The organism is Arthrobacter sp. SAFR-179, from assembly GCF_059414945.1.
The window spans coordinates 227,906-252,076 of the sequence record NZ_JBPFDM010000004.1 but is presented as its reverse complement, the minus strand read 5'-3'; the positions used below and the strand labels follow the sequence as shown (position 1 = coordinate 252,076).

Below are 24,171 nucleotides of genomic sequence, written 5' to 3'. Positions count from 1 at the left end.
AAGATGGTCTGGTCATCAAGGGGGGGGACCCGAGGATGTAGAGCGGATGATGGCCCGGACGGATGCCGGAGCGACCCCACCATCGACAATACTGGTCCGATCAGGGACTCCCCAAGTACGGTCGGCCGCTGGTCTACGTGAGTGGCATCTACGGCAAAGCTGTTGCCTGGACGCACACCTACGGCGTGATCGAGTGGCTGGACGTTTCTTCCGGCAGGTACCACATCGGCTGGGCCCACTCTTCCAGCATCAAGCGAGTGACCAAGGAGGAGTGGAAAGGGCCGAGCGGACTCTAAGCCGCGGGCCTAGTTGTACTCAGTCAGTAGGTTCGTTGCACCTGCTGATGGGTGGTTTGCCTCCGAGGCTGCCGTGTGGCCGGTGGTTGTTGTAGAAGTTTAGCCATGGCTGCAGAGCGTCGGTGCGGGCCTGGTTTGAGGTGAAGGGTTGCCGGTAGGCCCAGCCTTCTTGGAGGGTGCGGTTGAAGCGTTCTGCTTTGCCGTTCTGCCAGGGGTGGCGGGGTTTGATCAGGATGTGTTTGGCACCAAGTGCGGCCAGGGCGTTCTGGAAGTCGCGGGAGAGCCGGTAGGCGAACGCGTTGTCAGTCATGACCCGCTTCACGGGTGCGCCGTTGGCTGCCATGGCGGCTGCCGCCCGGGTGAGGAACCCCGCGCAGGTCGGGCCTTTCTCGTCGGGCAGGACCTCGGCGTAAGCGAAGCGGGAATGATCATCGACAGCCACGTGGACGTAATCAAAACCGACCTTTGTGTGGCCGGTTGAATGGTTGCGGGCGGATTGCTTCGGGTCTGCCCGCCAGCCCCCGCCGTCCGGGATCCTGCCGAGCTTCTTGACGTCGATGTGGATCATGTCGCCGGGAGCGTCGCGTTCGTAGCGGCGGTCGGTCGCCCGTGAAGCCCGAATCCGCGCCCCGGTCACCGGGTCCAGGTCCCACAACCTGGGCATCCCGGCCGAGGCCAGAATGCGGGAGACCGTCCGGGCGCTCGTCCCGCAACGCAGGGCCAGGTCCGCTGGGCCCTCGCGGTGCTCGATGCGCTGGGTAAGAACATTTGCAACGACTTCCGCGGAGGTCGCGTGCGGGCACGACCTCGGACGCGAGCTGCGGTCCTGCAAACCAGCCCAGCCGTGGGTCCGGTATCTGCTGATCCAGCGGTGGGCGCAGGTCCTGGAGATGCCCAATTCCTTGGCCACGTGGGCGACGGGACGGCCGGCGAGGACGCGTTCGATGATAATCCGCCTACCGTTCGGAGTCAGGTGGGCATTACGGTGGGACATGAAGACCTCTTAGTCGTTGGCTGTGTGTGGTAACCACCAACCTAAGAGGTCTTCACCCATTCACGATGTAACCAACGTCCTGACTCAGTACACCTAGTGCGCTGCCCTGTAGGCTCATGACATGACGATCGCTGGCTCTTTCGATGACGAGTACTTCCGCAACAGCCCAGCCATGCGGGCTATCCAAGAGATGGTTCGCCAGAGCACCGCGCCGGCCGTGGAGGTGATCAGGCAGGCTCACGCGGCCAGCGTCGCAAAGATCAACGAGTCGTTAAAACCCAACATTGCTGCCATCAGTGCGGAGGCAACTAGGTCAATCAGCCAAGCCGTGCTCCCTGCCATTCAAATGACCACGTTCGACCTCACCCTCAAGACACTTCGGCAAATTCAGTTGGGCGACGACATAGCTCAGGATGTTGTTTCTTCAATCGATTACAACGGCATGGCTCAAACCGTAGCCGCTGAAGTTGAAGAGACAGAGTCACCGGAAGATGTTGGCGACATCCAGCCGGAAGTCCTTGCTGAGCAAGAACTCGACCAAATGACGGCTGATTTTTTTTAGCACATCCAGACCTAGCAACGAAGTTTTATAACGACCCTGGCATTTCCGCCCTAAACCCTGGCCAGAAGAAGATGCTTGCATGGCAGTGGGCAATCATCGTCCTTTTTGGAGTTGCCCTGTTCGTCGGGTGGGCGAAGGTAGACGGAAACGTCGATTTCGTCAAAGACGTGGTGACTGACTCCACGATTGTTGCTATTGCTTATAACAGCGCCAAGAAAGCCCTCAACGCTGACGAGGAAGAAGGCGAAGAAGACGAGGACGAAGAAAAGGGGGCCTAGTCGCTCCCTGTGGCTATTCTAGGCACCAGCTGAGGTGTCGTGTCGAATCAGCTCAACAAGATGGAGCAGTGCCGCTACTAGAACTCATCGTCTTGTATTCACGAGGCGCATGGTGAGCTGATACAGCTCCCACATGAGCCAGAAGATGATGGGGAGGACTTGTAGCTTGGGAAAGCTCATGACCTCGCACCTACTTTGTTCCGCCTCCATTCCTTGATCAGCTCAAACAGTGATCAAATGGCCCACATAAAAGGACCACACTAGGAGGCTCCAAAGGGGACAATGTGAGACCATGCTACAACGTGCTTCAGGCGGCTGAAATAGTCTTGCAGGTCATTCCGACTCGAAAAGCCTAATAAAAGTCATGAATTGTTTTCGGACCGCGATAACCATTCCCGGGGTAATCTAGGTTCAACTCGCGGCAATAGACCGCGGCCAAAGGATCCGTATGCCGATAATAGTTCAAAATATTCCTTAGAGAAGTGTCCCCCAACTCCGGAGCGGCGTTGATCTTGTCACCCGCTTCGATGAGGTAATAAATCGCCCTTCGAGCTACGCCGGGACGCGGCTGGTTAGCCACTGCCCACTTAGCCCAGCCCTTATACGTATAGTTTCGGAAAGCCTGTCTGACTCGTTCCTCAACTTCCTGAACATATCCCGCCACCATCGCTTTGGGTCCCTCTTTGATACCAGTGAACTCAGATAGTAAATTCCGTGCATGGCTACCCGTCGGCAATATTCCGCCCCCGGAATCCATAAGGAACAATGCAACACCTGACTGTTCGGCTTCCACTTTAGCCGCCGCTGTATATCCTGAGGTTGAATAAAAGATATGGTTTGCTACCTCGGCACGAGTGCCACGCAACTGCTGAATCAGCGGCGCACTCACAGAAACGCCTTGCATTTTAACCTGAGCCACCGCGTCTGGATGGATAATGTCTATCCCATTATCACGGGACCCTCCTGTTAGGCGTGCAACAGTGAAGCCAATGGCTTTCATGTGTTCCAGCGCGACATGTTCCGCTGCTCTCCAGTCCGTCACGAATGATCGTTCTCCCATCAAAATGGATTCCGGAGCTGCTACCGAATAGCCGCCACCATCGATGACGGGCGGTGCGGGAACGTCCCCGTATTCCGGAAGGCGAAGAATTTCGGTACCTGCGCCGCATTTGATCCTCTGTCGAACTTCAGAATCAATGTCGTCGAGGAAGACCTTCACCCAACCACTACTAAAAGACGTCTCCCAGGCGGTCCTCCTGGTTCCTGGCTTATTTGTCCACGTCGAGAAACCTCCTTCGCCAGGTCCCTCGAGAACGTCTGCTTCCGGACGATCGGGACGGGCGCCGATCCAGCATCGGAGAGTCCTCGCAAGTAGTCGCCGGGAGCGCCGTTTAACACCCTCGGTCACGGACGGGCTCCAGACAGTCCCTAGGCCCCCGTCAGCAAAAACCTCCACGTGGTCGCCAGTTGGGATTGCTGAAAGAATCTGCTGCGCTTCCTCCTCTGTAACCTGAAGGGGATCGAACGTATTTAGATACTCGCTCCAAGCCCAAGTAGTTCGGGGGTCCGTAGCCAATGCTTCACACATTCATTCATAATATTTTGCACCCACGAACCACAAAAGTCGTTGAAGCACAATTTTCGCTCAAGGATGCCTAGGACTATGCAAGCTGCCATTATGTATCAGTCATTGCCACGCCCGGGCAACGACTTACCCGATTTAGAATTCAAGGCTGTGCCACCCATTTGCATAACGGCTGCTTCCACATGCAGACCCGAGAAAATTTGCCTCGCGTTATCGTAGGAACGCATGAAGGATGGTACCGACCGAGTCGGTGCGATGTGGAGCGTCACCGCGTGCCGCACTCGGACTACCGCGCACCGGAGAGCATTCACAAGCCAGACGCCAGGATAGTTCCCGAACTCCTATGCAGCAGCACGGGAAACAGATATCAGAAGGGACGGATAGAAGCGTGACCGATTCGCGGGGTAGCGCGAAACGGCTCGTGGGGGCGGGACGGGCAGGGTGTCGTCGAAGCTAACCCGGATGATGGTTTCTATGGCCAGGATGTGCGCGGTCGGGGCGGCGCCCCTCCTCGTCAGCTCTCCGGGACCCACACGTACAGAGGGCGATAGCTCGGCATTCCCCGGGGATGGACGAATTTCCGCCATCCAAGTGAGTCCCAGAATCCGTCAGCTTCTTCCGAGTAAGCCAGGAGTCCCACGCTGGGGTAACGATCGACGACACACTGGACCGCGCGGGTGCCGATCCCGAGCCCTTGCCGTTGGCAGCGAGCGGCGACCTCGAGGAACGACAACTCCACGTACTTTGACGCAAGCCTGGGGACACCATAGTCGGATCCCGGGAGCTTATCTAACAGGATCTGCGCGCGTGCAACCTCAACACCAGTGATCCGGAATGACAAGAACTCGATACCACCGGTGCTGCCATAGGAGTACGGGATGTCACTCCACCAGCCCTCCGTGAAGTCCGGGCTGCTCTCAAATGGCGAGTTGTAGACGCTCCGGAAGACGTGCTCCGGATGGACCTCGATGCAATCGAGCGGACCTTGCAGCGCCAATGCTCCTCCTCAAGAAGTGGATGTGTGCCCACCACGGGCACCCATCCATTGTCTCGCGGCCATTGGCTAGAAGGTGCCGCCGAACTCCTCGAACAGGGCGGCGATGTCTTCCCCGTCAGAGAAGGTGGCGATGCGATCCTCCACGAGGGTCCAGCCGCGGCCCGTGAAGTCCAGGCCCCTCAGGTTCCCGTACTTGTTGCAGATGACCGCGGAGACCCCGGCGGAATGCGCCCCGAGTGCTAGCTGGCGAACTGATTCAGCGAACTTTACCGCCGCCGGATGGTGGACCTCTCGCCTTTTCGCGGGAGCCGATCCAGGCGGTCTACGAGCAGCTCGGAACTGAAGCCAAAGTAGCTGCCCGTCCCGTCCGGGAACGCCGGCCTGTCAACCGTTGGCACCTCTTGGCTGCACTGGCCCTTACCGCGATCAATGCACAGATGCAGAGCTCCACGGGCGTCCGCCCGGAACGGCACGGCAAGACGGCGGTGAACAACAAAGGTCCTCCAGCGCGTACCTCCGTAGGCAATCGGGTTATCTCCCGAAATGACCCCGCAGTGGGGGCAGCAATAGGCCAGGTAGGTCTTCTCCGCTGTCTTGCTCTTGCGGGTGATCAGCTTCGCTGCGGGGGGAAGATCCACCTGCTCGTGCTCAAGCCACGGCAGGACCTGGTCGGCGATGATGCGTTCAATCCGGTCCTGCAGGAACATCCGGGATGCGAGGTGGTACACCCCTTCGATTGTTCCTTCCAGGCCGCAGCGCGTCTTGACCTGCAGGTCTTCAAGGCGCCAGAGCGTGAACCATTTCCCGCAGGCCTCCCGCCAGCACTTCGTCATGGCAACGTCCATGGAATACGCCTGGACGTAGGGTTCACTGTGGACGCGGTAGTCCCCTCGGAGGATGTGCACGACCGCGTCCTCGAAGGGCAACTCGGTCCTGCTGTAACGGTCCAGCGTCGTACGCATGGGAATGTGCCATGCGCCAGGAGCTCCCCCGATGGTGTGAGAGGGGACGGTCCCTGCGTCGTCAGAGTTCTTCGGCGCCACAAACCAGATGCATTCCACCCCGTCCGCCTCGTAGCGTTCCTGGCGGCGAACGAAGTCCTCGCTGCCTTGGCGCGACCATTGCACCTCCAACGCGATCCGGCGCTCCCCCTTGGTGACCATGACGTCGGCGATCCAGTCGCGCTGCGGCGATGGCACCTCAAGTTCAGCCTCCCAGCCGGCGGCCTTCGCAGCCTTGACGAGAAGGGATTTCAGTTCGAGATGCTCGGCAGTTTCCCCGCCCTCGTGCATGTCGCAGTCTGCACCCTTCTTGTGGGCGAAGAACTTCAGGCCCCGAGAGGAGACTCTGGCCGATCCCGGCTGGCCGCACGACATCAGCAGGGGCTCGCCAGCGCGGTAGCGCTTCTTGAGGGACTCCCACTCGTCCTGGGTCAGGTCGATGGATACGACACGCTCTCCGGCTAGTGTAGCGACCAAAGGCATGTGCCCCTCCGTCCTCCCATGCTGATTCACCCATGGAAACACACAGCGGGGCTGAGTCGTTAGAACTTCAAGATAGTGGCGCCATGATGACGCCATGGGTGATGAGGCAGCCGACGGCGCCCACAACGAAGAGGAAGTTCATCCAAGCCGCAATCGGCATCCCCGTTGGGGGGCCAGTTCGCCCCAACACCCAACCGCGAGAGTCAAAAAGATTCGGGGCAGTCCGCTGAGATGCGGGAGTTGAAGAAGCGAAACCGGTCGTTGAAGCAGGATATTGGGATGCCGCACGAGTCATGTCCTCACCGAAGCGTCAGACGTCGATCACCCACCCTTCAGCGTCACGAGCCTTGCAAGGGAACGAACACCATTGGTGAACTGGTCGAACTTCAGCTTGATGTGACCGTTGTGCAGGCCGCCCGTGCTTCGAACGAGTTCATTCGCCTTGAGCTCGAGCAATTCATCAGGCACAAAGCGCGGAGAAGTTCGACTCACCCAGGGCCAACGATCTGCCTCTTCGCCTCTTTCGGCACGGTAATCATCGGGAAGGAGTAACGGCTCTGATGTCACTTCCACGACGGCATAGCAGTCCCGGGTCTGGACGCAGATGATGACCAGATCTCTTGGTCTGATGCTTGGGCGGCCCTTGGCAGGGCTTCCGACTTACCACGCGTTGTGCCATTGGTCCTGAGCTGGTTCTCCGTACTCGGATTTCAGCGACAAAGTTCGGGCTTCATCACGGGCATCAACCAGCAACTGCTCCACGAGGGCCAGAGCCGAGCCCGTGTCCAATTTGCCAGTGGTAGGTAGCTCTGCATGGGTGAGCTGACGAGCTCGCGAAAGAAGCTTTTCTAGAACGAGTTCCTACTGGCGGAATGGGATCTCGCTGTATGAGACTCTGACGTCGTGCAAGCCGTGGAAGTTGAGCAGCTGTTTCAGGCTGTCGGCGGCCTGAGAACTATATGGTGTTGGACCTATACGAATTTCGCGTATTGGTAGGCGCCCCGGTCCCATGGCAAAGCGCTCCTCATACACATCATCATTGACGCCGCCCAGACCGGTGAGTTTCACGTAGGGCACTAACCCGAAGGCGCCGGGACGGTGGAAAACAAACTTCCAGTCTGGGTTGAGCCACACGATGATTCGCTCTTCACGTTCATCGCGAAAGCCTTCATTCTTGATGAGATCAAGAGACTCATTTATGAGGTAGGGATAGAGCCAGAACGAGGGACGACTAGACTCAGCAGTCGAATTACGCTTTTCAACGCCCTCACGGAGTTTGTTATATATCTCGACGATGATCTCGGCCTGTTCCTCGGGATCGTAGATCACGGGCTTCCAGTTACCGCCCTCGATAATTATTGAATCCGGGTCAAAAATGACTATCGGACTTCCGTCGGGATAGGTGACAATCTGCCCATCCTCGTCCCTGTCGTACATGTCGTCGAGGTACCCCGCCGGAGGGTTCGGATGAACGTCCTCTTTCAGACGTGCCAGCGGAACCAAGGGCACGTTTCGGTCGAGCCCGAGTGCAAAGCTGACTTGATCGCGGCCGTAGTAGCGCCACATGGTCAGACTGTCGCCATCCGACGAGGCGGATAGCACGTAGGAATGCCGCGATCTCTCCTTCACTTCGGGAATGTACTCTTCCAGCCCCTCGATAACATCCTTCGACAGTACTGCCCGCTGATCCTCAAAATGCTGTCGAAGCTGGATGCTGCCGCTCAGCAGTTCGTTGGTGTCGTTCATGAACGCCGCCGAACCTGCCCACAGCTCATTCTTCGCAAGGATGTTTATCAAAGCCGCACCGTCTGTGTAATGCCAAACGAGTGCCGTCTCATTCTTTCTCATGGCTGCTGATCCTATGCCGCCTCAACGCCATCGATGGTCGCACTTCTCACGAAGCATCAGCCAACGCTGGCCAGCGGATTCAGCTCGGAGTACGGCTTGCTCGGCTCGGTCCGCACCAACCTGAAGAAAGTTACTACTTGCTCTTCAGTCAGATACTGAAAGCTCTGTGGGGGACGGACGCAGGTCCCCAGTTCAGCCAGAGGGATCGGTTCGGGGAATCGGGCGGCTGCCTCGACCAGGATCCCTGTTCCGTGCTCCCGCTGGTCGTAGTACTCAAAAAACCTGCTCTTTGAGATTCCCCCAACTGCACGGAATGTAGCCCAAAGCCCCTTCGGCGACATAGTCTTCTGCCCCCGGACGGCAAACCAACCAACAAGCGCGCCAACGGGCATCGTGGCATAGATCAAAACATGGCTTACGTCATCGGCGACGGGCCGCTTACGGAACTCAACAACCTTCTCGCCGGAGAGAATTGCATTGGCAAACTCCGGCCGAATAGACATCAGGGCTATACGTCCTGGAGAGTTCTTGCCCACCGAATTCCTTCCTCTGATTTGATTTGGGCGATGGATTGCGGGGACTCTTCCATGACTCCCAGCATCTTCAGGTTTTCGCGGGACACTGGCGCATCCAGTACTTGGTCAAGCCTGAATTTGACCGCCAGAACTTCCTTCGCACACATCTCCTGGAGTTCCTCAGCTCGGTACACAGTACGCGCACCGGCAAAGTTCAGCACCTCAGCCAAGATGCTGGTCCGGAGTGTTTCCTCGACGACACCAACAGCATGAACAGCCCGCCTTTCGTGCGTTCGGAGGAAGAACAGAGTGTCGCCGGGCTTCAACGCTTTGATGCCCGAGTGGCAGATGTAAACCTTACGGATCGCATTCCCATAGGTCGAATCAAAGAAAGACTGCTGTGGTTCGGACGCAGGGAAGAGCATGCTGTGGAATGCGGGAAGGATGGGGACGAGGAAAGCCCTGTCGACGCGCCGCTTTCCCGGGCCGTAGCGTCTGTTGTAATCAAGGGGGTGCATAGGCGGTTCTTGGTCCACGCGAGGCTCCAAGATCTTGCCCAGAACGATTTGGTCGGGCGCCCCGGGCTTGGGGCCCAAATCGAAAAACCCGAATTCCCTCAGCATCGCGAGCAAGGACTCTTTGTCCAGGGAGGCCTCGATGAAGCAGGTGTCAGCACGCATGGACCGGAGGCGAGCTATGACGGCTTCCAGTAGTGTCTCCCCCAGTTTCTTGCCCTGGTTCGCCTCGGCAATCTTGAATGTACAAATCTTCACGCTGTTTGCGCTCAATCCGGGCACTTCCGGCTCTTGCCGGTCCAACACCGCCAGTCCGCGGAGGTCATTGCCGCCCCCGATGACCAGACAAGTCCTTCGCTCTGTAACGACTTTGTCCCACCACTTGGAGAAGTCTCCATAGTCTGACCGAAGGGAATCGAAGAACGGCTGGACTGGATCTAGCGTGTGCGGCTGGACGTCATCGACGGAATAATGAACTGGCAGCTGCCCCGATAGTGCCGTCAACACCCCTTGGGCGTCGTCGAGCATCATGACGCGCTCCTGGAGCCCAGCGTGACGAGCATGCGCGTGGAGTTTCCGGTCCTCGGTTATCAACCATGTAGCGGCATTACGTTGCAGTGTGAGTAGCAGTGCAGCGTCCACTCCGTCGTTGCTTTGGGCCCTTAGATTCGGTGCGTAGCGTGCTTTGTCTAAGAACTGTGGTGGGAGTTCAACACGTCCCAACCTTGGATATTTCTCCAACTGGCGGCGCCGACGGTCCCTCAGGAGGCGATCCTGAATCCGGGAGATGTCATCAAATTGGTTCTCCAGGATGGACATCTGACCGCCGGCGTCTTGAACAAGGCGATAAACGGTCGACGCCGACTTGTGGTTGAGGTGGTCTGCATCTTCATCACCCTCGATGGCAACAACAATATTCGTGTCCATCAGGACTCGAAGGTCCCCCATGTCCCTCTCATGGTTTTCCATTTTCTCCCCCAACTTTCCAATGCGGCCACCGTGTGCGTTGTTCCTGCTGCCTAGGCTACTAACCAGAACTAGCGTTCACCCTTTGCCACGATGGCCCGCGCAAAAATGACTGTAAATCCACCAGGGCCAGCTACGGCAGGCTGCCGGCTGCCGTAGCTGCCAGCATCTCCCAGCCTCGTGACCGAGACACCGTTGCCCTCATTATTTGGCCTTTGCTGCAATCACCTCTCAGCGACACTAGTCGTGGACTACCAATTCGGATCCGTCTGGCTCCGGTTCTCCGCTGCAAACCATGTGGCCATGAGCACCTAGGAAGTCCGGTGAGACACGCAACAGCCGCCACGTCTCTTGTTATCCAGGATCTTGGCCGAAGTAAGCAGCGTCGTTGCGACTTTGCTCAGGCTCCACAGATTCTCGAAAGGCACAGCCAATTGGATCTTGGAATTCTCTGCAACACTGATCAGGGTGCCCAAGGTCGGTCCGTTCACCATCCGTTTGCGCTGCTTCTCCGGGATCTCATCACCCTTCTTCTCCAGCACGCGGGTCAAAACGGTCTCCAGCGCCGTTGCAGCATCAATGATGGCGCGACGATGCTGCCTTCGAGTGGCTGCCGCGCGTGCGTCGTCCTGACGGCAGTCGGCCTATCAAACCTGGCCTGGATGGTTGTCATCGCCGTATTCGTTCTTCTGGAAAAGACCTGGATCAACGCCCGTCAGGTCGCTGGCCTTCTTGCTTACCCATGCCATACCCCCTCCTGGGGTTTCGGTGCGAATACTGCCTTTTGCGGTATTCCTGTCCTGAGTAAGAATGAAGCTCAAAATTATGTCAATATGTGCGATATGATTAAGATATAAATGCAGGTCTTTCAACTCAAGCGGTATTTGAAGAAACTTACCGAATCAAGTTCGGTCCCCCTTCGTGTTGAAAATGACGCCGCTCTTATGGCCGTTGCTGCTCTGCTCCGGCATTCCTAGCTTTTGAGTCACAATCAGGGTTTCAGTCTTCCCACTTCGTTCCTTTGATTTCTTCAAGAGATGCTCGTAGGCGTCTTCAGCTAAGAAGGCCTCATGATGGACCGTTGCCAACGACAACATAACCACGTGCTTGCCCGGGCCCCGACCGTAGCGCTTGCCGACATACACGGCTGCGGCGGCGACAGCGACACTTGCCATATTCAAGGCGAGTAGCAATAGACCAGACGCCCACTGCTCGCTACCGATGTAAGGGATGTAGAAACCCAACGTCAAGGCGATGATCGCGATGATGCTGACCACTTGCATTAGCTGAGCAGTCCACCAACGCCGCGCGTATCGTACCCACAAGAACGATTGACCGAAGGTGATTAGGCCCAACGGAATAGCCACAAAAATCAGCAGCACCAAAAAGAAATAGGTGACGGAGACCAGCCAGCCCAAAAAATCGCCTGCCCCTCTCAGACCGATCAGTGGAAAGATGGCCAACAGCACAGTGGCTTCAACAAAAACGAGAAGGCAGCAGTACAAGCCGATAGCGATTTGCTTGCGATTAAGTTGCTTCCTAGCAGACAGCGTGTCCCTGGGGCTCACCTTCTTACGCAACCGTTTAGCCACTTGTGGTTGCAGGCTGTCCAACAGGTCCTGCTTCGTCTTGTCAGCATCACGTACTCTAAGCGCCGCCTCGAGAAGCTTCACGGAGTCATTGAGTTCAGCAAAATATCTGCTGTTGATCAGAAGTGCTGCGAAGACAGTGAACGAGGAGACAAATATCAAGACGGTGAACAGCCCGACGTCGTCCACTAGGCGTGTTAGGGTCAGGGTAATTGCTAGCGCTGCGGCCCCACCTGTGACTAATCGAACTCGGTTAGCCCAGTCTGTGCGGAACATCTCTGTTTCAACGTCGCCCAACTTTCGTTCTAGGAAGGTGGCGACGAAGGCAACTGCGAACGTGGCGTTGAATACCAGGAGCGCTGTGACGAGCACGGTGACATCTTCCGGACGGACATGCGCAGTCCAGCTCCAGCCCGAAAATGAATCAGTATCAAAGGTGTTAGACATCACCGAAAAGTAGTCTCTCGAGAACTGGGGGAAGTTGCCCCCTAGCTCCAAGGCCAGGATTGTCCCGACCACTAGGAGACCTATGCGGTACGCCGACTCTTTTGCATACTCCTTTTGGCCTTCCCTCATGCTTTCCAGGAGCTCGAGCCGTTCGTCAGCAGACAACTGCTTCTGTACGTCTTTTGCGGACCACCACCAGTTCACAACATGTCTCCTCGTTGAGACCAGTCGAGCAGTAGAACCCCCAGGGCGAGTAGTTTACAGAGGCAACTAGTCGAAAGTAAGTACTTCAGCGCCTGCCGCTATTCCTTGTCTCGAAAGACCTTTCGCCCTGACGCATAGCGCCACACGACATGATCGAGCCGATTTGCTGCGACTGGATACAGCGTCGCCACCTGCTTGATAAGGTCCCCCGTCTGCATCGGTGTCAGCTCCCGCACGATGGCGCCGTGTTCCTTCACGAAGCGGATGATCATGCGGTCGGGCTTCACCGATGGGTAGCCGGCCAGAATCAAGAAGTAATTGAAGGTGACACCCGACGATTGGCTGGGCAGTCTCAGCCAGACCTTCTTCAGATCCGTGAGGTGCTCGTCTGCTTCATACCGCTCGCGCAGGTCTTTCATCGTCCTGATCCCCAGGGCGTGTAGGGACAGGGCCGCTTGGTAGACCACCTCGGCCTTCAGCGGAGCCCTGCGGTCGGCATAGGCCCGGTTGTGGTTGCCGACCAGATCAGCAAAGGCACCGCTGCCGCCAACGTCCTTGAAGACGTGTAGGAGCTCGTCAGTGCCATCCTGGCTTGCGTCATGACCAATGAGCCGGCGATGTGCTGAATAGCGCGCCACGACCTTCTGTACGGCGCCATACGACGGCCCCGTGGACCAGAGCGAGTCGATGATGCAGAGTGCCAGGCTGCTGGGGTAGCCGTCTGCTGTCATCCAGGTTGTTGGGTCGCCGAAAATCACCCGGCAAGCGTCCGTCAGCTTTTCCGCCTCCACGGCGAGCTCAGTCGTCATGGTCGGACTCTAGCAACCCCTGGCATGTCCGCCTAAGATCACCGTGTGTTCAATCAATTGGCGCAAGAGAACGTCCAATAATGGCTGACGACTTCCATTCGCAAAGTGTTTCTTGATCAGCCCGAACTCTGGAATTGGAAGGTGGGCGAACGAGCCCGCGTAGTCGAGATCCGTTTTGCTTTACGGGGAAGAGTACCCAAACCGTGGAACGTCGACACGGAGTGGAACAGAGAAGGACAGGAGGGATCGCCTAAGAAGCTCCACAACGTGCCAGGTCAGGACTTTGGCACACCAGACCTCCTCATTCACCGGCGTGGTGAGTGGGGAGCGCAAAACAACCTGCTTGTTGCCGAGTTCAAGAATGAGTACAAGTCCAAAGACGAAGAGGGTGACTAGCGAAGATTCGAGACTGGATGGAGAGGTACGAATATCGGTTCGGAGCCGTGGTCGCGTTGCCACGTGGCTTCGACCGGGTACTTGCCCCGAAAGCGCTATGGCTGAATGGAGATGGAGGCTCTGCAGCGGCCACCCGATGGAAGATAGAACCGACGACCCGAGACTGACGACTACTCGCCAGAGGGCACTTCCAGTTCTGGATTGTCCAAGTATGCGTACCGGCGGAGCTCCTCGACGATGCTCGGGTTCAACGTGAGTCCAGTCTCGGGGTCGTACGAGCAGAGCGGGTCACTCCCCCGGCGTTCGATGGACGAGGCACCGCCGTCTTGGGGACGAAGGTCACTGCTTTCCTTCGCTCTCCTTTCTTAGTGGCATCAGATGAGCCGTCATGGTGCCTACTTCGCACCGTTAAAGATGGCGTCCTCCAGCTCGTCGCGGTTTACATCCCACCCCATCGAATCCGCCCGGCGTTTGGCGTCGTCGATGATTAGATCGATGCCCTGCTGGACCGTTTTTATCGATGAACTCAGAGTTAGTCTGCCATCAGCGGCATCACGTTTATATCCGCCAACTGTGATCAGGATATTGAAAGCAAGACGGACTTGTTCAGCCGGTACTTCGGGGATCTGGTAACCCAGGAAATCAAGCAGTTCGTTCTCACTCATCGGAGTCAATTGAAGGGTTAGTTCCTCCAGTACCTTCTTTACAGCCTCACGAGTTGGGTAGACAACTGCAGGCACCACGGATTCCAGACCAGCATGGAGCTGCGCTTTGCGTTCTCCTCCGGGAACAGTTTCCGGGAGGCGAACTGCTTGAGCTGCAGCCGTCGTCAGAGGATGAAAAATTTGCATGCCGCAGCCCTCTTCGATGAAAGCGCCGAAGGATCTGTAGCTGTACGTCTTATACGAAGCGCGAGGCCACTTCTTGCGTAGTAGCGTGCTCATAAAGGCACCATCAACCGCACCGTCCTTCATTACGGCCGGGAATTGCTCTGTAAACGATTTGACCGCAGTTACGTACTGCGCCTTATCAGGTACAACATCAGAGGGAACGATGTCCGACATCCTTGTGATTCCGTTGGTGGTTCCCCCCGTCACTTCGAGCTCTAGTCGGGGCACCAGACCCTCGTCGGGCAGAGAAACAAAATGGTCAACCGCGGCTCGAAGGTCACCGCTAATGCCGCCAGCGCCGCTGTATCCGGTATCGACACCGATCGTGAACTTACCTAGAAATTGCAGTCTGCGGATAAGGGGTATGAAGTCGCCATCACCTGTCACGATCACAAATACGTCGATCCACGGTGCTTCTTGAGCCACAGTTAGTGCATCGACCACTAACTGGATGTCGGCGGCATTTTTCTTGCGGTTCCTCCGCTGCTGATCACCGCCATCATCAGCGTCGGGTTCAGTCGGAGGCGTGTCTTTTCTCTTCTTCTCATAGGGTTCAGACGACCAAACCTGTATCGGCTCCACACCATTTTCGATCGTTTCCCTCCGGTAGGTCGCCATCCCCTCATAGGTCCAGTTCGCGTATGCCCTCGTCGTTGCGGCCGATCGCTTATGACCCAATGCATGCACCTCGGCTTTGATGCCATTCATAATCTTGGTGATTGGTACACCGTGGACTGTCCCGCTATAGCCGCTAAACAGATTTTCCAGATCGATGAATACTGCCACGTTGCGATGTCTCTGGGTTTTTGGCAATGGTTGTCCCTTTCATATCGGCTATCCAAGACAAACCACCCCAGAACTGGGAGTATAGGCGCCACCTCATGGAAAACATAGGGTCGCCGAGCGATACTGCAGCGCCGGCGTTGACCAGCTGGCGCGGTGTGCCATAGATTTGACGCCTCGTCAAGGAACAGCACTCCGCGGTGCGGTAGCGTTTGCGTTCAATGGTCCCCCCTCTGGGTGAGGCGCAAGTACAGGCCTATAAGACTTAGATGACTCGAGCCCTTGTTTCCAGATCGCACCGCGGAGGAATCGTGTTGACCCCTGGAAAGATCAACTGACCCTTCTGCGTGCAGAGGACTCCTCACTCTGGCCAAATTCGAAATGTCAAGCTTTGTCAACAGGAAGGAGAAAAAACGCTTCTGAGCTGCGGAAACACTGTGCCCGAGGTGGGACTCGAACTGTTTTCCAGCCCTTGCGAACTCTGGGAAGCCGCGAGAACATGCTGGATCCGGAGCAGTTAGAAGGCAATATGAGGCGCTCCGATACGAAAAGTGTGGACATTGTCCACACTCTTTTTGCCCAATTCCCGGGATCTGATCAGTCAACGAGCCCTGCTCCGACTGGTCCGACCGATATATTTTCGCCGCGGCAACCAAGGCCACATGCGCTCGGCCCTCGAGCCGTTGATGAAACGGCCTCAAAGTTTAAAGCGGCTCGAGCACGGTTTTTTCGATCGATGAGATACGCGCGCGTACCGTCTTCAGCCCTACGTCACCGGCTACATGAGCGGCTGCTGAGGCGACAGCAAGATCGACGGGCAGCACTTTGCTTGTTGATTGTACTGACGCTCCAACGCAATAGCCGGCGACGAAGGCATCACCGGCCGCAACAGCTATACGAGCTTCGGCGACCGGACAGCTGGTTAGCATAATCACGTCGTCCAGGCAGTGGACAATCCCTCGTGCGCCGAGCGATACAACAGGCTCGTCGACGCCCTGTGACAGCATCCAGCGGAGCCCCGCGACCGCACGGGACAGCACCGGCTCATAGGGCCGCACACCCGGGAGCACATTAACCTCATTCTCATTTGGCTTTGTCATGGTCACGGCACCAGTGCATACGGCCTCTACAAGCGCAGCCCCCTGCCCATCGACAACGACGTCGCCACCGGCAGCTACGATGGATTCCGCCGCGAGAGCCCAGGTGACGGCACCAATACCGTCAGGGACTGCGCCACTTAAGACCACGATGTCCCGGGGACGTATGTCACGAAGCAGTTTCCTAATCAGTCGGTCAACCGCTTCAACAGGGACAGCCCCGAGCCGGGGCCCACTGGCATGGCCTGCCATGGGACCTATAGCGTCACTTGTGAGAGTCAAATTGTTGCGTGTCGACCCGGGAACGGCGATCGTGTCGACATCAACACCGTCAGCCGCCGCAGCGCTGCGGAACCTCTCCTCGTCGAGGGTGCCGACAAGTGAGTAGGCTTGAACTTCCGCTTCAAGCGACCTCGCAAAGCGTGCGACATTCATTCCCTTGCCCGCAGCGCGAACCCGCCAAGACATCACGTGGCCGACCTTACCGGGATCGATGCGGTCGACATGGACTTCGTGGTCAAAGCCGGGGCTAAGGGTTACTGTACGGATCACGCGCTCGCGCCGCCATGTTGACTCCCGGGTGTCCGCGTACTCGTGTGAGAATGCACGGACACGTAGAGCATAGCTATCACCTTTCAGCTTCAGCGAGCCATGTCTCGAGGAATGCCGCGACCCCGTCATCATGGTGGCGACCTGTAGTGACTGTCGCCGCATCGAGCACTGCCTGCTTGCTGTTCGCGACTGCGATGGAGGTTCCCACGGCAGCGAAAGCAGGTATGTCGTTGTAGTTGTCGCCGAAGAAGTAGCAGTCCCCTTTGTCGTAGCCAAGCTCTTCTGCGGCGGCCTCCACGCCTAGGCCTTTCGAGCATGCCGAGTTGGCAATTTCGAGGTAAGTGTCTTTCGACCGGTAGGTGACGACACCAGGCACGGAACTTAACAGTGCTTCGATTCCATCCACAAGCGTCTCCTCCCCCATGCACATGATCTTATGCGGGGGATGCGCGTCAACCCGACCGGAGGAGATGTATTGCTTTGAGGACATCGAGTGGGGTGAGACCCCGGTGTTGTTGATTTCACGAGCGGTCCACGAATCGTTGCCCCAGACGTGCCAGTTCTCACCGGCGAAGAAGCTGGCGTGCAACTCGACATCGGTACAATATTCGGCGACCGTTCGGGCGTGCTCCGGTGCGATTGCGACGTCGTGGACAACCGAGCCCGATCGGGACAGCACGAGCCCTCCGTTGTAGGCGATGAGCGGCTCATCCGCACCGCCGTACAGCCGTTCGAGGATCCGCATGGACTCTGGCATGCGCGAAGAACAAAGCACGAATGCGTGACCTGCGGCACGGATTGCCCGGACAGCATCGATCGTACGTAAGGACAATGTTCGATCAGGGTTGAGCAACGTACCGTCGATATCTGTGCAGAACATGGCCATGGATTTGATCTCCTTAAGCTGATTGGAACCGATTTAGTCAGGTATGAGCCAGAACAGGCATTCGCGTGCGATCGTCGACTAGCGGATCCCGTAGGACGAGCCCCTCGACGTTGCAGTCGCGAAGGTCAGCACCCCGCAGGTCCGGCGTCTCGATCGTGGCGTTCCGCAGATCAGCAGCGCGCAGGTCAGCATCGCGCAGATCGGCGTCTTTCAGCCGACCTCCACGCAGACTCGCTGCCCGGAGATCTGCGGCGCGGAGAACGACATTGGTGCCCCTGCAGTCCGATAAATCGGCGCGGCGCAGATCCGCTCGCTCCAAATCTGCCCTGTCCAGCACGGCCCGTGGAAGCCGGACATCCGCCAGGAACGAATCAACAATGCGAGCGTCGGTGAAGTCGACATCCGACCCAGCGAGGCGCGAGAGGCTGGCCGCCGTCCACTCCACGTTCCGTACCTTTAGTGCATCAACGGTCGCGCCGTGCAGGTTTAGCCCCACGGCACCTGAACCGCTCAGGTCGGCCCTCGAGAGATTCGACTTTCGGAGGTCTGCGCGGGTCAGGTCACTAAGAGAGAGGTCGCTGCCACTCAGGTCGCGCGAGGCGAGTATGATCCCCGCCAAACTCCTCCCCGCTATGCGGATCTCCGTTAAGTCAGGAGCGGCGATGAGCGTCTGCACGAACCGATGCTCCTCAGCAAGACGGCGCTCACGTTCCGCCTCCGCCCGACCGAGCAGCGCTTCGACATACAGGATGGCTACGCCGATCACAGCGCCAACACCCAGATTGATCCCTAAATCTGAAAACTTGTTACCTTCCGTGGGTCCGAGGACCCACATTGTCATACCAACCACGAAAATGAAGGCAATTAGTATTAAGGCAGGAAGGCTCGTCGATTTGAGCTTTGACCATAGCCGCCTCATGCTGTAGCTGCCTCGGCTTGGATTGCATCGCGGATCAGGGCCGCACGATCTTCCTCTCCGTTAGCGTCGAGTTCAATTGCAATGGCTTCCAATAAGTGGCCAGACTCAAGCTTTATGGAGTCCGCGGCCGACGCAAACCACTCAAGAGCGCGTTTTAGATCACCTGTTCTAAGGGCGATCTCCCCGAGTACGATTTGAGTCTCACGAATACCCTGGGCGTAGCCTATTGATTGATGTCCGTGCAAGGCTCGCTCGGCCGAGGCATTCGCCTCAGAAAAAGATCTGTTATCTTCGGCGAGAGTCATTAGGAACGTCGCCTTGTACTGCCAGCCGATTGCTTGGGACCGGACAGAACCAACCTGTGTGCTCCACGAGATGACGCGCTCGATATGGTCGAGCGCCTCAGCTGCCTTACCCGCCCTTCGAAGCGTCTTTGCGTACGGAATGAGAAACCTGTGGCTGGCCACGCGGCTATCAACAGTGTCGATCGCCTGACGGTAAAGGCTTTCGGCCACCGATAAATCTCCGGAGACACGTGACAGTTTGGCCTTGTTCCGTAGTGCCCGTGCCCGTAGAGGGCCAGGAGCGAGGTCGCCGCGCATTGCAAACGCTTTATCAACGTGTGCCACATACTGGACGCGATGGTTTTCAGCACTGTCTGGCGCGATACCCGCCTGCCGTTCGTACTGGCGCCCGTGAAGTTCGGCTAAATCACAATGCACCTCGCACATGGCAACGGTGTCGTCGAGTGCTTCCGCGAGCCTGCGACTTTCTTCGTAGGCTTCGAGGGCCTGGTCAATCTCTCCCTCATACAGGAGCACATCGCCGAGCAAATTGAGCGCCACGGTCCGCACGGAAGGCGGATTCTCCCCACCGGTAAGCTGCGCCAATAAACGACCGGCTTCTGCAACCTCACTCGCGCTTATATAGGAGTTAACTAGCTCAAGCTGGATCGAAGCTCGTGAGTCGTCCCCGTCGAAAACGACTCCGTTCGAAGACTCCAGCACTTTGACGAACAGGGCAGCGGCCTCTGAAGAGGCTCCCATGGCCTGCGCGTTTCGTGCAGCCCGAAGGAGGTATGGGAAGGCATCCGCGTGCTTTGCGGCCAAGTATAGGTGCTCCCCGATCAAGGCGTCCCAATCCTCGTTCGAACTCGCGCGCAGGTTGGAAATCACGTCAGCAACCTGAGCGTGAAGCCGACGCTTACGCAATCCACTCAGCTGTGAGTAGAGCACGTCGCGGATCTTGCCGTGTGAGAATTCAAAGGACTCGTCACTAGTCTGCAACTCGCGGATCAAATCGATGTCGAGAAATTTCTCCATGTCTCGTAGGAGCTCGTCTTCACCCGCCTCCATCAGTCCGTGAAGAACGCCGAACGCGAACCGCCGGCCAACCACAGCAGCAAGTTCGAGTTCGTGCCGTTCCGCGACGTCAAGAAGGTTCAGTCGGGAGGCGATAACTTCTTCCACGGAGTCGGGGATGTCCCAGGACCCGATGTCGCCGTCAAATAACCAGACATCTTCAACTCGGCTCAGCGAGACCCGGCCGGACCTCGGATCGGGCGAGCAGAGCATCCTGATCAATTCGCGGGTAAAGAGCGGATTGCCTTCAGTCTCTTCGTAAAGTTTCTTGGTAACCGGCTCCGGCAGGTTAGTCGGACCGCCCAACAACGACTCGACCAGCGCGCCGAAGCCCGTGATGTCAAAGCCGCGGATTTCGTGATTCTGGTAGATTCCTTCCATTCGTCGTGCGGAAGCGATGACGGGACGGACAGGGTGCGCCTGCTCTGCCACTCGGTCGGAACGAAAGGCCCCCAGAATGACGACCGGACCTTCGTTCAGGCGCGAGACAAGGCAGATGAGGGCGTCGGCGCTGCCGACGTCCAAGTGTTCGAGGTCGTCGATAAACAGCAGCTTTGGCGAGGAGTTGCCTTTGCGATAGGCACCCATGATCACGTTCGTGAAGGTAGCGACTATAGCTTCTCTTCTGCTTGCAGGATCAGCAGAAATGGATTCGCTCACGGCAGCCATTTCGACTTCGGACGAACCGGGTCCAAACTGCTCCGCGACAACTTCTCCTACGGGGCGGCCGTCAGCCATCTGCCGGACGAGTTCTCGCACCGGGAAGTAACTCATACCCTCATGGAAGGGCTCGCATGCCGTGCGCACGCATTCGTACCCCAGTTGCTCCGCGGCAACCAACACTGACTCCGCCAATGCCGACTTTCCCGCTCCGCTAGCGCCGCTCAGCATAATCACTGCCCCGGCTGGCCCGACTTCTCGTCTGCTTACACGCTCGAGTGTCCGATTGATTAACGCTAGCTCTGCGTCACGGCCATACAACCCGCCGACAATATTGCGATTCACCGACACCCCAAACGCCCCTCATCGCACCGGATCGGCGATAGTGGACTCATGCTATGGGCGGCCCCGGTGCAGGTCAAGCAACCTAGTGAGTCATAGCCTGTCCATTACTTTGGGCGTTGTTTCTGCGGCTGAATGTGTAGACATCAAATTGCACCCTTGACTTTTCCAAAATTCAGGCCTTCCGGCAGCATCAGACGTGATAATCCAGTTGAAGACGTTTTAATGGACCCACGGCCGCCCAAAGCGAGCCCCAGTGACTTCTGTCATCTCACCACCGATCGATTGTCGAGAACAGGATTTAGGGTGGAGTATCTGGAGGATTTCGCCCGCAGTCGGCCCTGATGCCGGCAGTGGCTGTCGCGGGAAACCTCGATTGCACTTTGACGTTTCAGGGAAAGAAATCGCAGCCCACTCAGCCCTTTGTGCTAATTTGCCCGTAATTTTCTGTGGCACCCCTTGTATTCACTTCCTGTGGGTCGTTTGGGAGACGCCGTAGTTCGTGTCATGGGAAAAGCGCGTCAGGAGTGCTACATTCCGGACAGCTTATTGATGTCAGCCGGGGCGCTCCGGAGATTGGGGAGCCGCATGGCCCGACGAAACGCCATTTTGGCGGGAATTGTTGCACTCGCTTTGGTTGTCGTCGGGCTCCTTGTTGGTTCTCGTCCTCCTTGCGTGGCTTTCGCCCGTTCCAGCCTTCTCGGACAGAGGGACGGTACGGATGAACTCAGGAGCTGGCCGCGGTGCCGGCGGCGCCTCCGCCATGGATGGCGCCACTGCGGCCGTGATAACCGCCCTGATCCGCTTCGCAAGGCGGCGCCGTAACGACGACGTGGACAACGACTCGGTGGGATGGTTCACGCCCGCGACTATGAGGAGTCTGCCCAGCCGCCCGGCTACCCCAAAAACACCAAAACCGCAGTGGACCCGGACGACCCATTCGCCCGGATGCAGGTCCCCGCTACCGCAGGAGAGACACCCAATGACCACCACGACCTTCGTCCGCGAGGGCGCGTCGTGGCCGCCGCCAAAGCCATCGCAGCCCCGACTCCGGCCGTGACCGGGTCAAGACGCCGACCGAGAAGCCCAGCGCCTGCGACTTGCACGAAGCCGTCGTAACGGTCAAAACCGTAGATTAAGTGGCATCCTCCGCGGTGGCCGCCGTCCTGGCTCTGCATACCCCGGTCCGCCGCCACCAGGCTGCCACGCGCCTAAACCAACACAGGTACCCGACCGCCGAGCGTGCCGTCCAGGTCAACGCCCGAAATTCGCTGCGCGGCTACCAGGCCCTGGTTATGGCCACCCCGGAGGACGTCCCGTTCATGGAGGTGTGCGCGGAGTGCTCGCGCATGGAGAACGCCTTCGCGGAGACCGTCAACGGCTACGGCGACGAGATCGACGACCAGCAGGACGGCAGAGAGTGTCGATGACAGCTTCCGGCTGACCCTGCGCCACTTACCAGGCGATCTACGGGACCGATGAGGGGCCAGCCTACGGAGGACGACCTCCGCAAAGGTCAACGAATTCCGGGACATCCCCCAGCTGCCGTCCCCGCAGGAGATCCGGCTGGCGCTCGTCGCCTCGATGCCGCCGAGCACGGACCCGGCCGACTGCATCTGCGCCCCGCTAAGGGAGTGCTGCCCGGACACACCCTGCCCATACTGCCGGAGCAACCTGCTGACGAGCTGATCATCGAGTCCAGGGCGCCGGGGTCAGGACCAGTGGAATTTGACGCACCGAAGCCCGCCAGGAGTCAGAGCTCGACGTCGATGTTGATGAACGCGCAGAAGTCGATGAGCCAGTCCAGGTCCGGGCCGTTAAGGAAGACCTTCGGGGCAACGCCAGCCGAGATCGCGAAGGCGTCAGCGGCCCGGCCGAAGAAGACGTAGGCGGCTCCGGAGTCCAGCCGGCGGCTGGTCCACACGCACCCGTCCAGGCCCGCCTTCCAGGCAGCCTCTGCCCATTTGACCGTATCGGCATACCAGGCCGAATCCGTGTCGGTCAGCTGCGACCGGTCCAGCCCGAAGTGCCGCAGGCCCACGCCCCGGAAGGAGGCCAGGTTCAGGGGCCGCAGTGTCGTGACGCCGGCAGCGATCCGGTCGGCGTACTGCCGGGGGAAGAGAGTCCCGCCGGCGGCCGGCAGATGATGAAGAACGGACTCACATACGGCGATTTCGACGTTGTCCGCGGCGTACAGGACCGGAACCGGCGGCCCATGGTCATCATCGAAGAAAGCGAACCTGGTCGGCTCCCCCAGCCCTGGATTGAACGAGGTGGGGAGGCGTTTGCCGTCGGGTCCTGCCCCGTAGACGCGGTGCAGGACGGTCCCCTCGGGGAGGACGATCCGGGCGGGATCAAACGGGGTCGGAGGAGCCGGGACCGGCCCTACCAACGTTCGGCCATATCCTGGCGTGCTGCCTCGAGGATCTTGTCCGGTTCATCCATCATCTGCGCCGGGACACGGCCTTCCAGGTACCCGTTCGGGGAGGCCAGCCACAAGAGCAGGTGCGGGTCCGTCCAGTGATTGCGCCGGCCCATGGCGGCGACCTCCGCGATGACGGGCCTGACCTCGCCGTGGTCGAACTCGAAGCCCGGGTACAGCGTGCCCCTCCCCCGTTTCACCCCGATAATTTTGCCCTCCTTGGCCAGCTGGTGGGCCCTGTTCCTGTTCGTCCCGCTACCGCCAAGCAGCGTAGCGACCGCACGGCTGTCCAGCAGCCCGTATTCGCGGGCCAGGGTGCGCCAGCGGTTCTCGGAAGCCTGCACGGAGCGCGCCACTTCAGGGGTCGCCTCGAGCCCCTGGCCGGTGCGCTCCAGGACTTCTGCAAGGGCACGCGCAGTCCGGCGCAGCTGCAGCTGGTCTTCGCGCAGGCGGTCCTCGGCGGCGCGGACGGCCTTCGGCTTGGCCTGGGGACCCTGCCGCGTCACCTTCCACCGGCCGGTCTTCTGGTCGACGGTGACATACACCGTTTTCGAAGACTGCGATCTCCGCACCTTCTTCTTACCGGCAACGGACACACTTCGTGCTGCGGCTGCCGCGGTCACCTTCGAGGCGTTGGAGTTGGTGACCCCGATTCCGCCAGGCTCGCCTGAATGACGCTTCATACCAACCCACACTACCGTCATCTCCGTCACCTGCGATAGGACTGAAGCCGGCTAGGCCCTGACCCGGTCTCTCACTCGACCGCCCGCGAAA

22 protein-coding genes are annotated in these 24,171 nt (G+C 58.4%); 4 read left to right on the top strand and 18 right to left on the bottom strand.

Annotation, left to right across the window (positions count from 1 at the left end; genetic code table 11):
* The first annotated feature begins 137 nt into the window (after nucleotides 1-137).
* Nucleotides 138-296 carry a hypothetical protein gene (locus tag ACR65K_RS09965; protein ID WP_440152565.1) on the top strand — a complete coding sequence of 53 codons (159 nt, stop codon included), beginning with the start codon at nucleotides 138-140 and terminating at the stop codon, nucleotides 294-296.
* 19 nt (nucleotides 297-315) lie between these two features.
* On the opposite strand, the gene ACR65K_RS09960 is transcribed toward ACR65K_RS09965, so the two are convergent.
* Nucleotides 316-1,290: an IS481 family transposase gene (locus ACR65K_RS09960; protein ID WP_440152563.1), complete on the bottom strand. Its 975-nt coding sequence runs from the start codon at nucleotides 1,288-1,290 to the stop codon at nucleotides 316-318.
* 121 nt (nucleotides 1,291-1,411) lie between these two features.
* On the opposite strand from ACR65K_RS09960, the gene ACR65K_RS09955 reads away from it, so the two are divergent.
* Nucleotides 1,412-1,852, top strand: a complete 441-nt coding sequence (locus tag ACR65K_RS09955; protein WP_440152562.1) for a hypothetical protein — start codon at nucleotides 1,412-1,414, stop codon at nucleotides 1,850-1,852.
* 71 nt (nucleotides 1,853-1,923) lie between these two features.
* Nucleotides 1,924-2,130, top strand: a complete 207-nt coding sequence (locus ACR65K_RS09950; protein ID WP_440152561.1) for a hypothetical protein — start codon at nucleotides 1,924-1,926, stop codon at nucleotides 2,128-2,130.
* A gap of 352 nt (nucleotides 2,131-2,482) precedes the next feature.
* Here the strand turns inward: ACR65K_RS09950 and ACR65K_RS09945 are convergent, their stop codons facing one another.
* The 15 genes from ACR65K_RS09945 to ACR65K_RS09875 form a co-directional block, all read right to left on the bottom strand.
* Complete coding sequence (locus ACR65K_RS09945) at nucleotides 2,483-3,349, bottom strand: restriction endonuclease (protein WP_440152559.1); 867 nt, start codon at nucleotides 3,347-3,349, stop codon at nucleotides 2,483-2,485.
* 880 nt (nucleotides 3,350-4,229) lie between these two features.
* The gene (locus tag ACR65K_RS09940) at nucleotides 4,230-4,712 is read right to left on the bottom strand and encodes a hypothetical protein (RefSeq protein ID WP_440152558.1); all 483 of its coding nucleotides are present in this window, start codon (nucleotides 4,710-4,712) and stop codon (nucleotides 4,230-4,232) included.
* Between the two features lie 266 nt (nucleotides 4,713-4,978).
* On the bottom strand, nucleotides 4,979-6,196 hold the full coding sequence (locus tag ACR65K_RS09935; RefSeq protein ID WP_440152557.1) for a competence protein CoiA: 1,218 nt from the start codon (nucleotides 6,194-6,196) through the stop codon (nucleotides 4,979-4,981).
* A 321-nt stretch (nucleotides 6,197-6,517) separates the two neighbouring features.
* A complete protein-coding gene (locus tag ACR65K_RS09930) occupies nucleotides 6,518-6,769 on the bottom strand; it encodes a hypothetical protein (protein ID WP_440152556.1) in 252 nt (83 codons plus the stop codon).
* A 288-nt stretch (nucleotides 6,770-7,057) separates the two neighbouring features.
* Complete coding sequence (locus tag ACR65K_RS09925; RefSeq protein WP_440152555.1) at nucleotides 7,058-8,044, bottom strand: DUF2971 domain-containing protein; 987 nt, start codon at nucleotides 8,042-8,044, stop codon at nucleotides 7,058-7,060.
* Nucleotides 8,045-8,100: 56 nt separating this feature from the next.
* Nucleotides 8,101-8,580 (bottom strand): ASCH domain-containing protein, encoded by a 480-nt coding sequence (locus tag ACR65K_RS09920; protein ID WP_440152554.1) that lies wholly within the window; start codon nucleotides 8,578-8,580, stop codon nucleotides 8,101-8,103.
* Nucleotides 8,553-10,043 carry a PIN domain-containing protein gene (locus ACR65K_RS09915; protein ID WP_440152552.1) on the bottom strand — a complete coding sequence of 497 codons (1,491 nt, stop codon included), beginning with the start codon at nucleotides 10,041-10,043 and terminating at the stop codon, nucleotides 8,553-8,555. Before ACR65K_RS09915 ends, ACR65K_RS09920 begins: the two co-directional genes overlap by 28 nt.
* Nucleotides 10,044-10,351: 308 nt before the next feature.
* Entirely contained in the window at nucleotides 10,352-10,591 is a 240-nt protein-coding gene (locus ACR65K_RS09910; protein WP_440152550.1) for a hypothetical protein, read from the bottom strand.
* Nucleotides 10,592-10,942: 351 nt separating this feature from the next.
* Nucleotides 10,943-12,280, bottom strand: coding sequence for a hypothetical protein (locus ACR65K_RS09905; protein WP_440152548.1), 1,338 nt, complete (start codon nucleotides 12,278-12,280; stop codon nucleotides 10,943-10,945).
* A gap of 98 nt (nucleotides 12,281-12,378) precedes the next feature.
* Entirely contained in the window at nucleotides 12,379-13,089 is a 711-nt protein-coding gene (locus tag ACR65K_RS09900; protein WP_440152546.1) for a DUF8548 family protein, read from the bottom strand.
* Nucleotides 13,090-13,880: 791 nt separating this feature from the next.
* Nucleotides 13,881-15,161: an NYN domain-containing protein gene (locus ACR65K_RS09895; protein WP_440152545.1), complete on the bottom strand. Its 1,281-nt coding sequence runs from the start codon at nucleotides 15,159-15,161 to the stop codon at nucleotides 13,881-13,883.
* A gap of 701 nt (nucleotides 15,162-15,862) precedes the next feature.
* Nucleotides 15,863-16,807 (bottom strand): PfkB family carbohydrate kinase, encoded by a 945-nt coding sequence (locus ACR65K_RS09890; RefSeq protein WP_440152544.1) that lies wholly within the window; start codon nucleotides 16,805-16,807, stop codon nucleotides 15,863-15,865.
* A 76-nt stretch (nucleotides 16,808-16,883) separates the two neighbouring features.
* Complete coding sequence (locus ACR65K_RS09885; RefSeq protein ID WP_440152543.1) at nucleotides 16,884-17,693, bottom strand: Cof-type HAD-IIB family hydrolase; 810 nt, start codon at nucleotides 17,691-17,693, stop codon at nucleotides 16,884-16,886.
* A gap of 37 nt (nucleotides 17,694-17,730) precedes the next feature.
* On the bottom strand, nucleotides 17,731-18,612 hold the full coding sequence (locus ACR65K_RS09880; RefSeq protein WP_440152542.1) for a pentapeptide repeat-containing protein: 882 nt from the start codon (nucleotides 18,610-18,612) through the stop codon (nucleotides 17,731-17,733).
* Nucleotides 18,609-20,978 carry an ATP-binding protein gene (locus tag ACR65K_RS09875; RefSeq protein ID WP_440152541.1) on the bottom strand — a complete coding sequence of 790 codons (2,370 nt, stop codon included), beginning with the start codon at nucleotides 20,976-20,978 and terminating at the stop codon, nucleotides 18,609-18,611. The genes ACR65K_RS09880 and ACR65K_RS09875 overlap by 4 nt, the downstream gene beginning before the upstream one ends.
* Before the next feature lie 1,136 nt (nucleotides 20,979-22,114).
* On the opposite strand from ACR65K_RS09875, the gene ACR65K_RS09870 reads away from it, so the two are divergent.
* Entirely contained in the window at nucleotides 22,115-22,405 is a 291-nt protein-coding gene (locus ACR65K_RS09870) for a hypothetical protein (protein ID WP_440152540.1), read from the top strand.
* A 323-nt stretch (nucleotides 22,406-22,728) separates the two neighbouring features.
* Here ACR65K_RS09870 and ACR65K_RS09865 read toward each other — a convergent pair whose 3' ends face one another.
* Both ACR65K_RS09865 and ACR65K_RS09860 read right to left on the bottom strand, forming a co-directional pair.
* Nucleotides 22,729-23,367, bottom strand: a complete 639-nt coding sequence (locus ACR65K_RS09865) for an RES family NAD+ phosphorylase (RefSeq protein WP_440152539.1) — start codon at nucleotides 23,365-23,367, stop codon at nucleotides 22,729-22,731.
* Entirely contained in the window at nucleotides 23,361-24,080 is a 720-nt protein-coding gene (locus ACR65K_RS09860; RefSeq protein WP_440152538.1) for a hypothetical protein, read from the bottom strand. The genes ACR65K_RS09865 and ACR65K_RS09860 overlap by 7 nt, the downstream gene beginning before the upstream one ends.
* Between the last annotated feature and the right edge of the window lie 91 nt (nucleotides 24,081-24,171).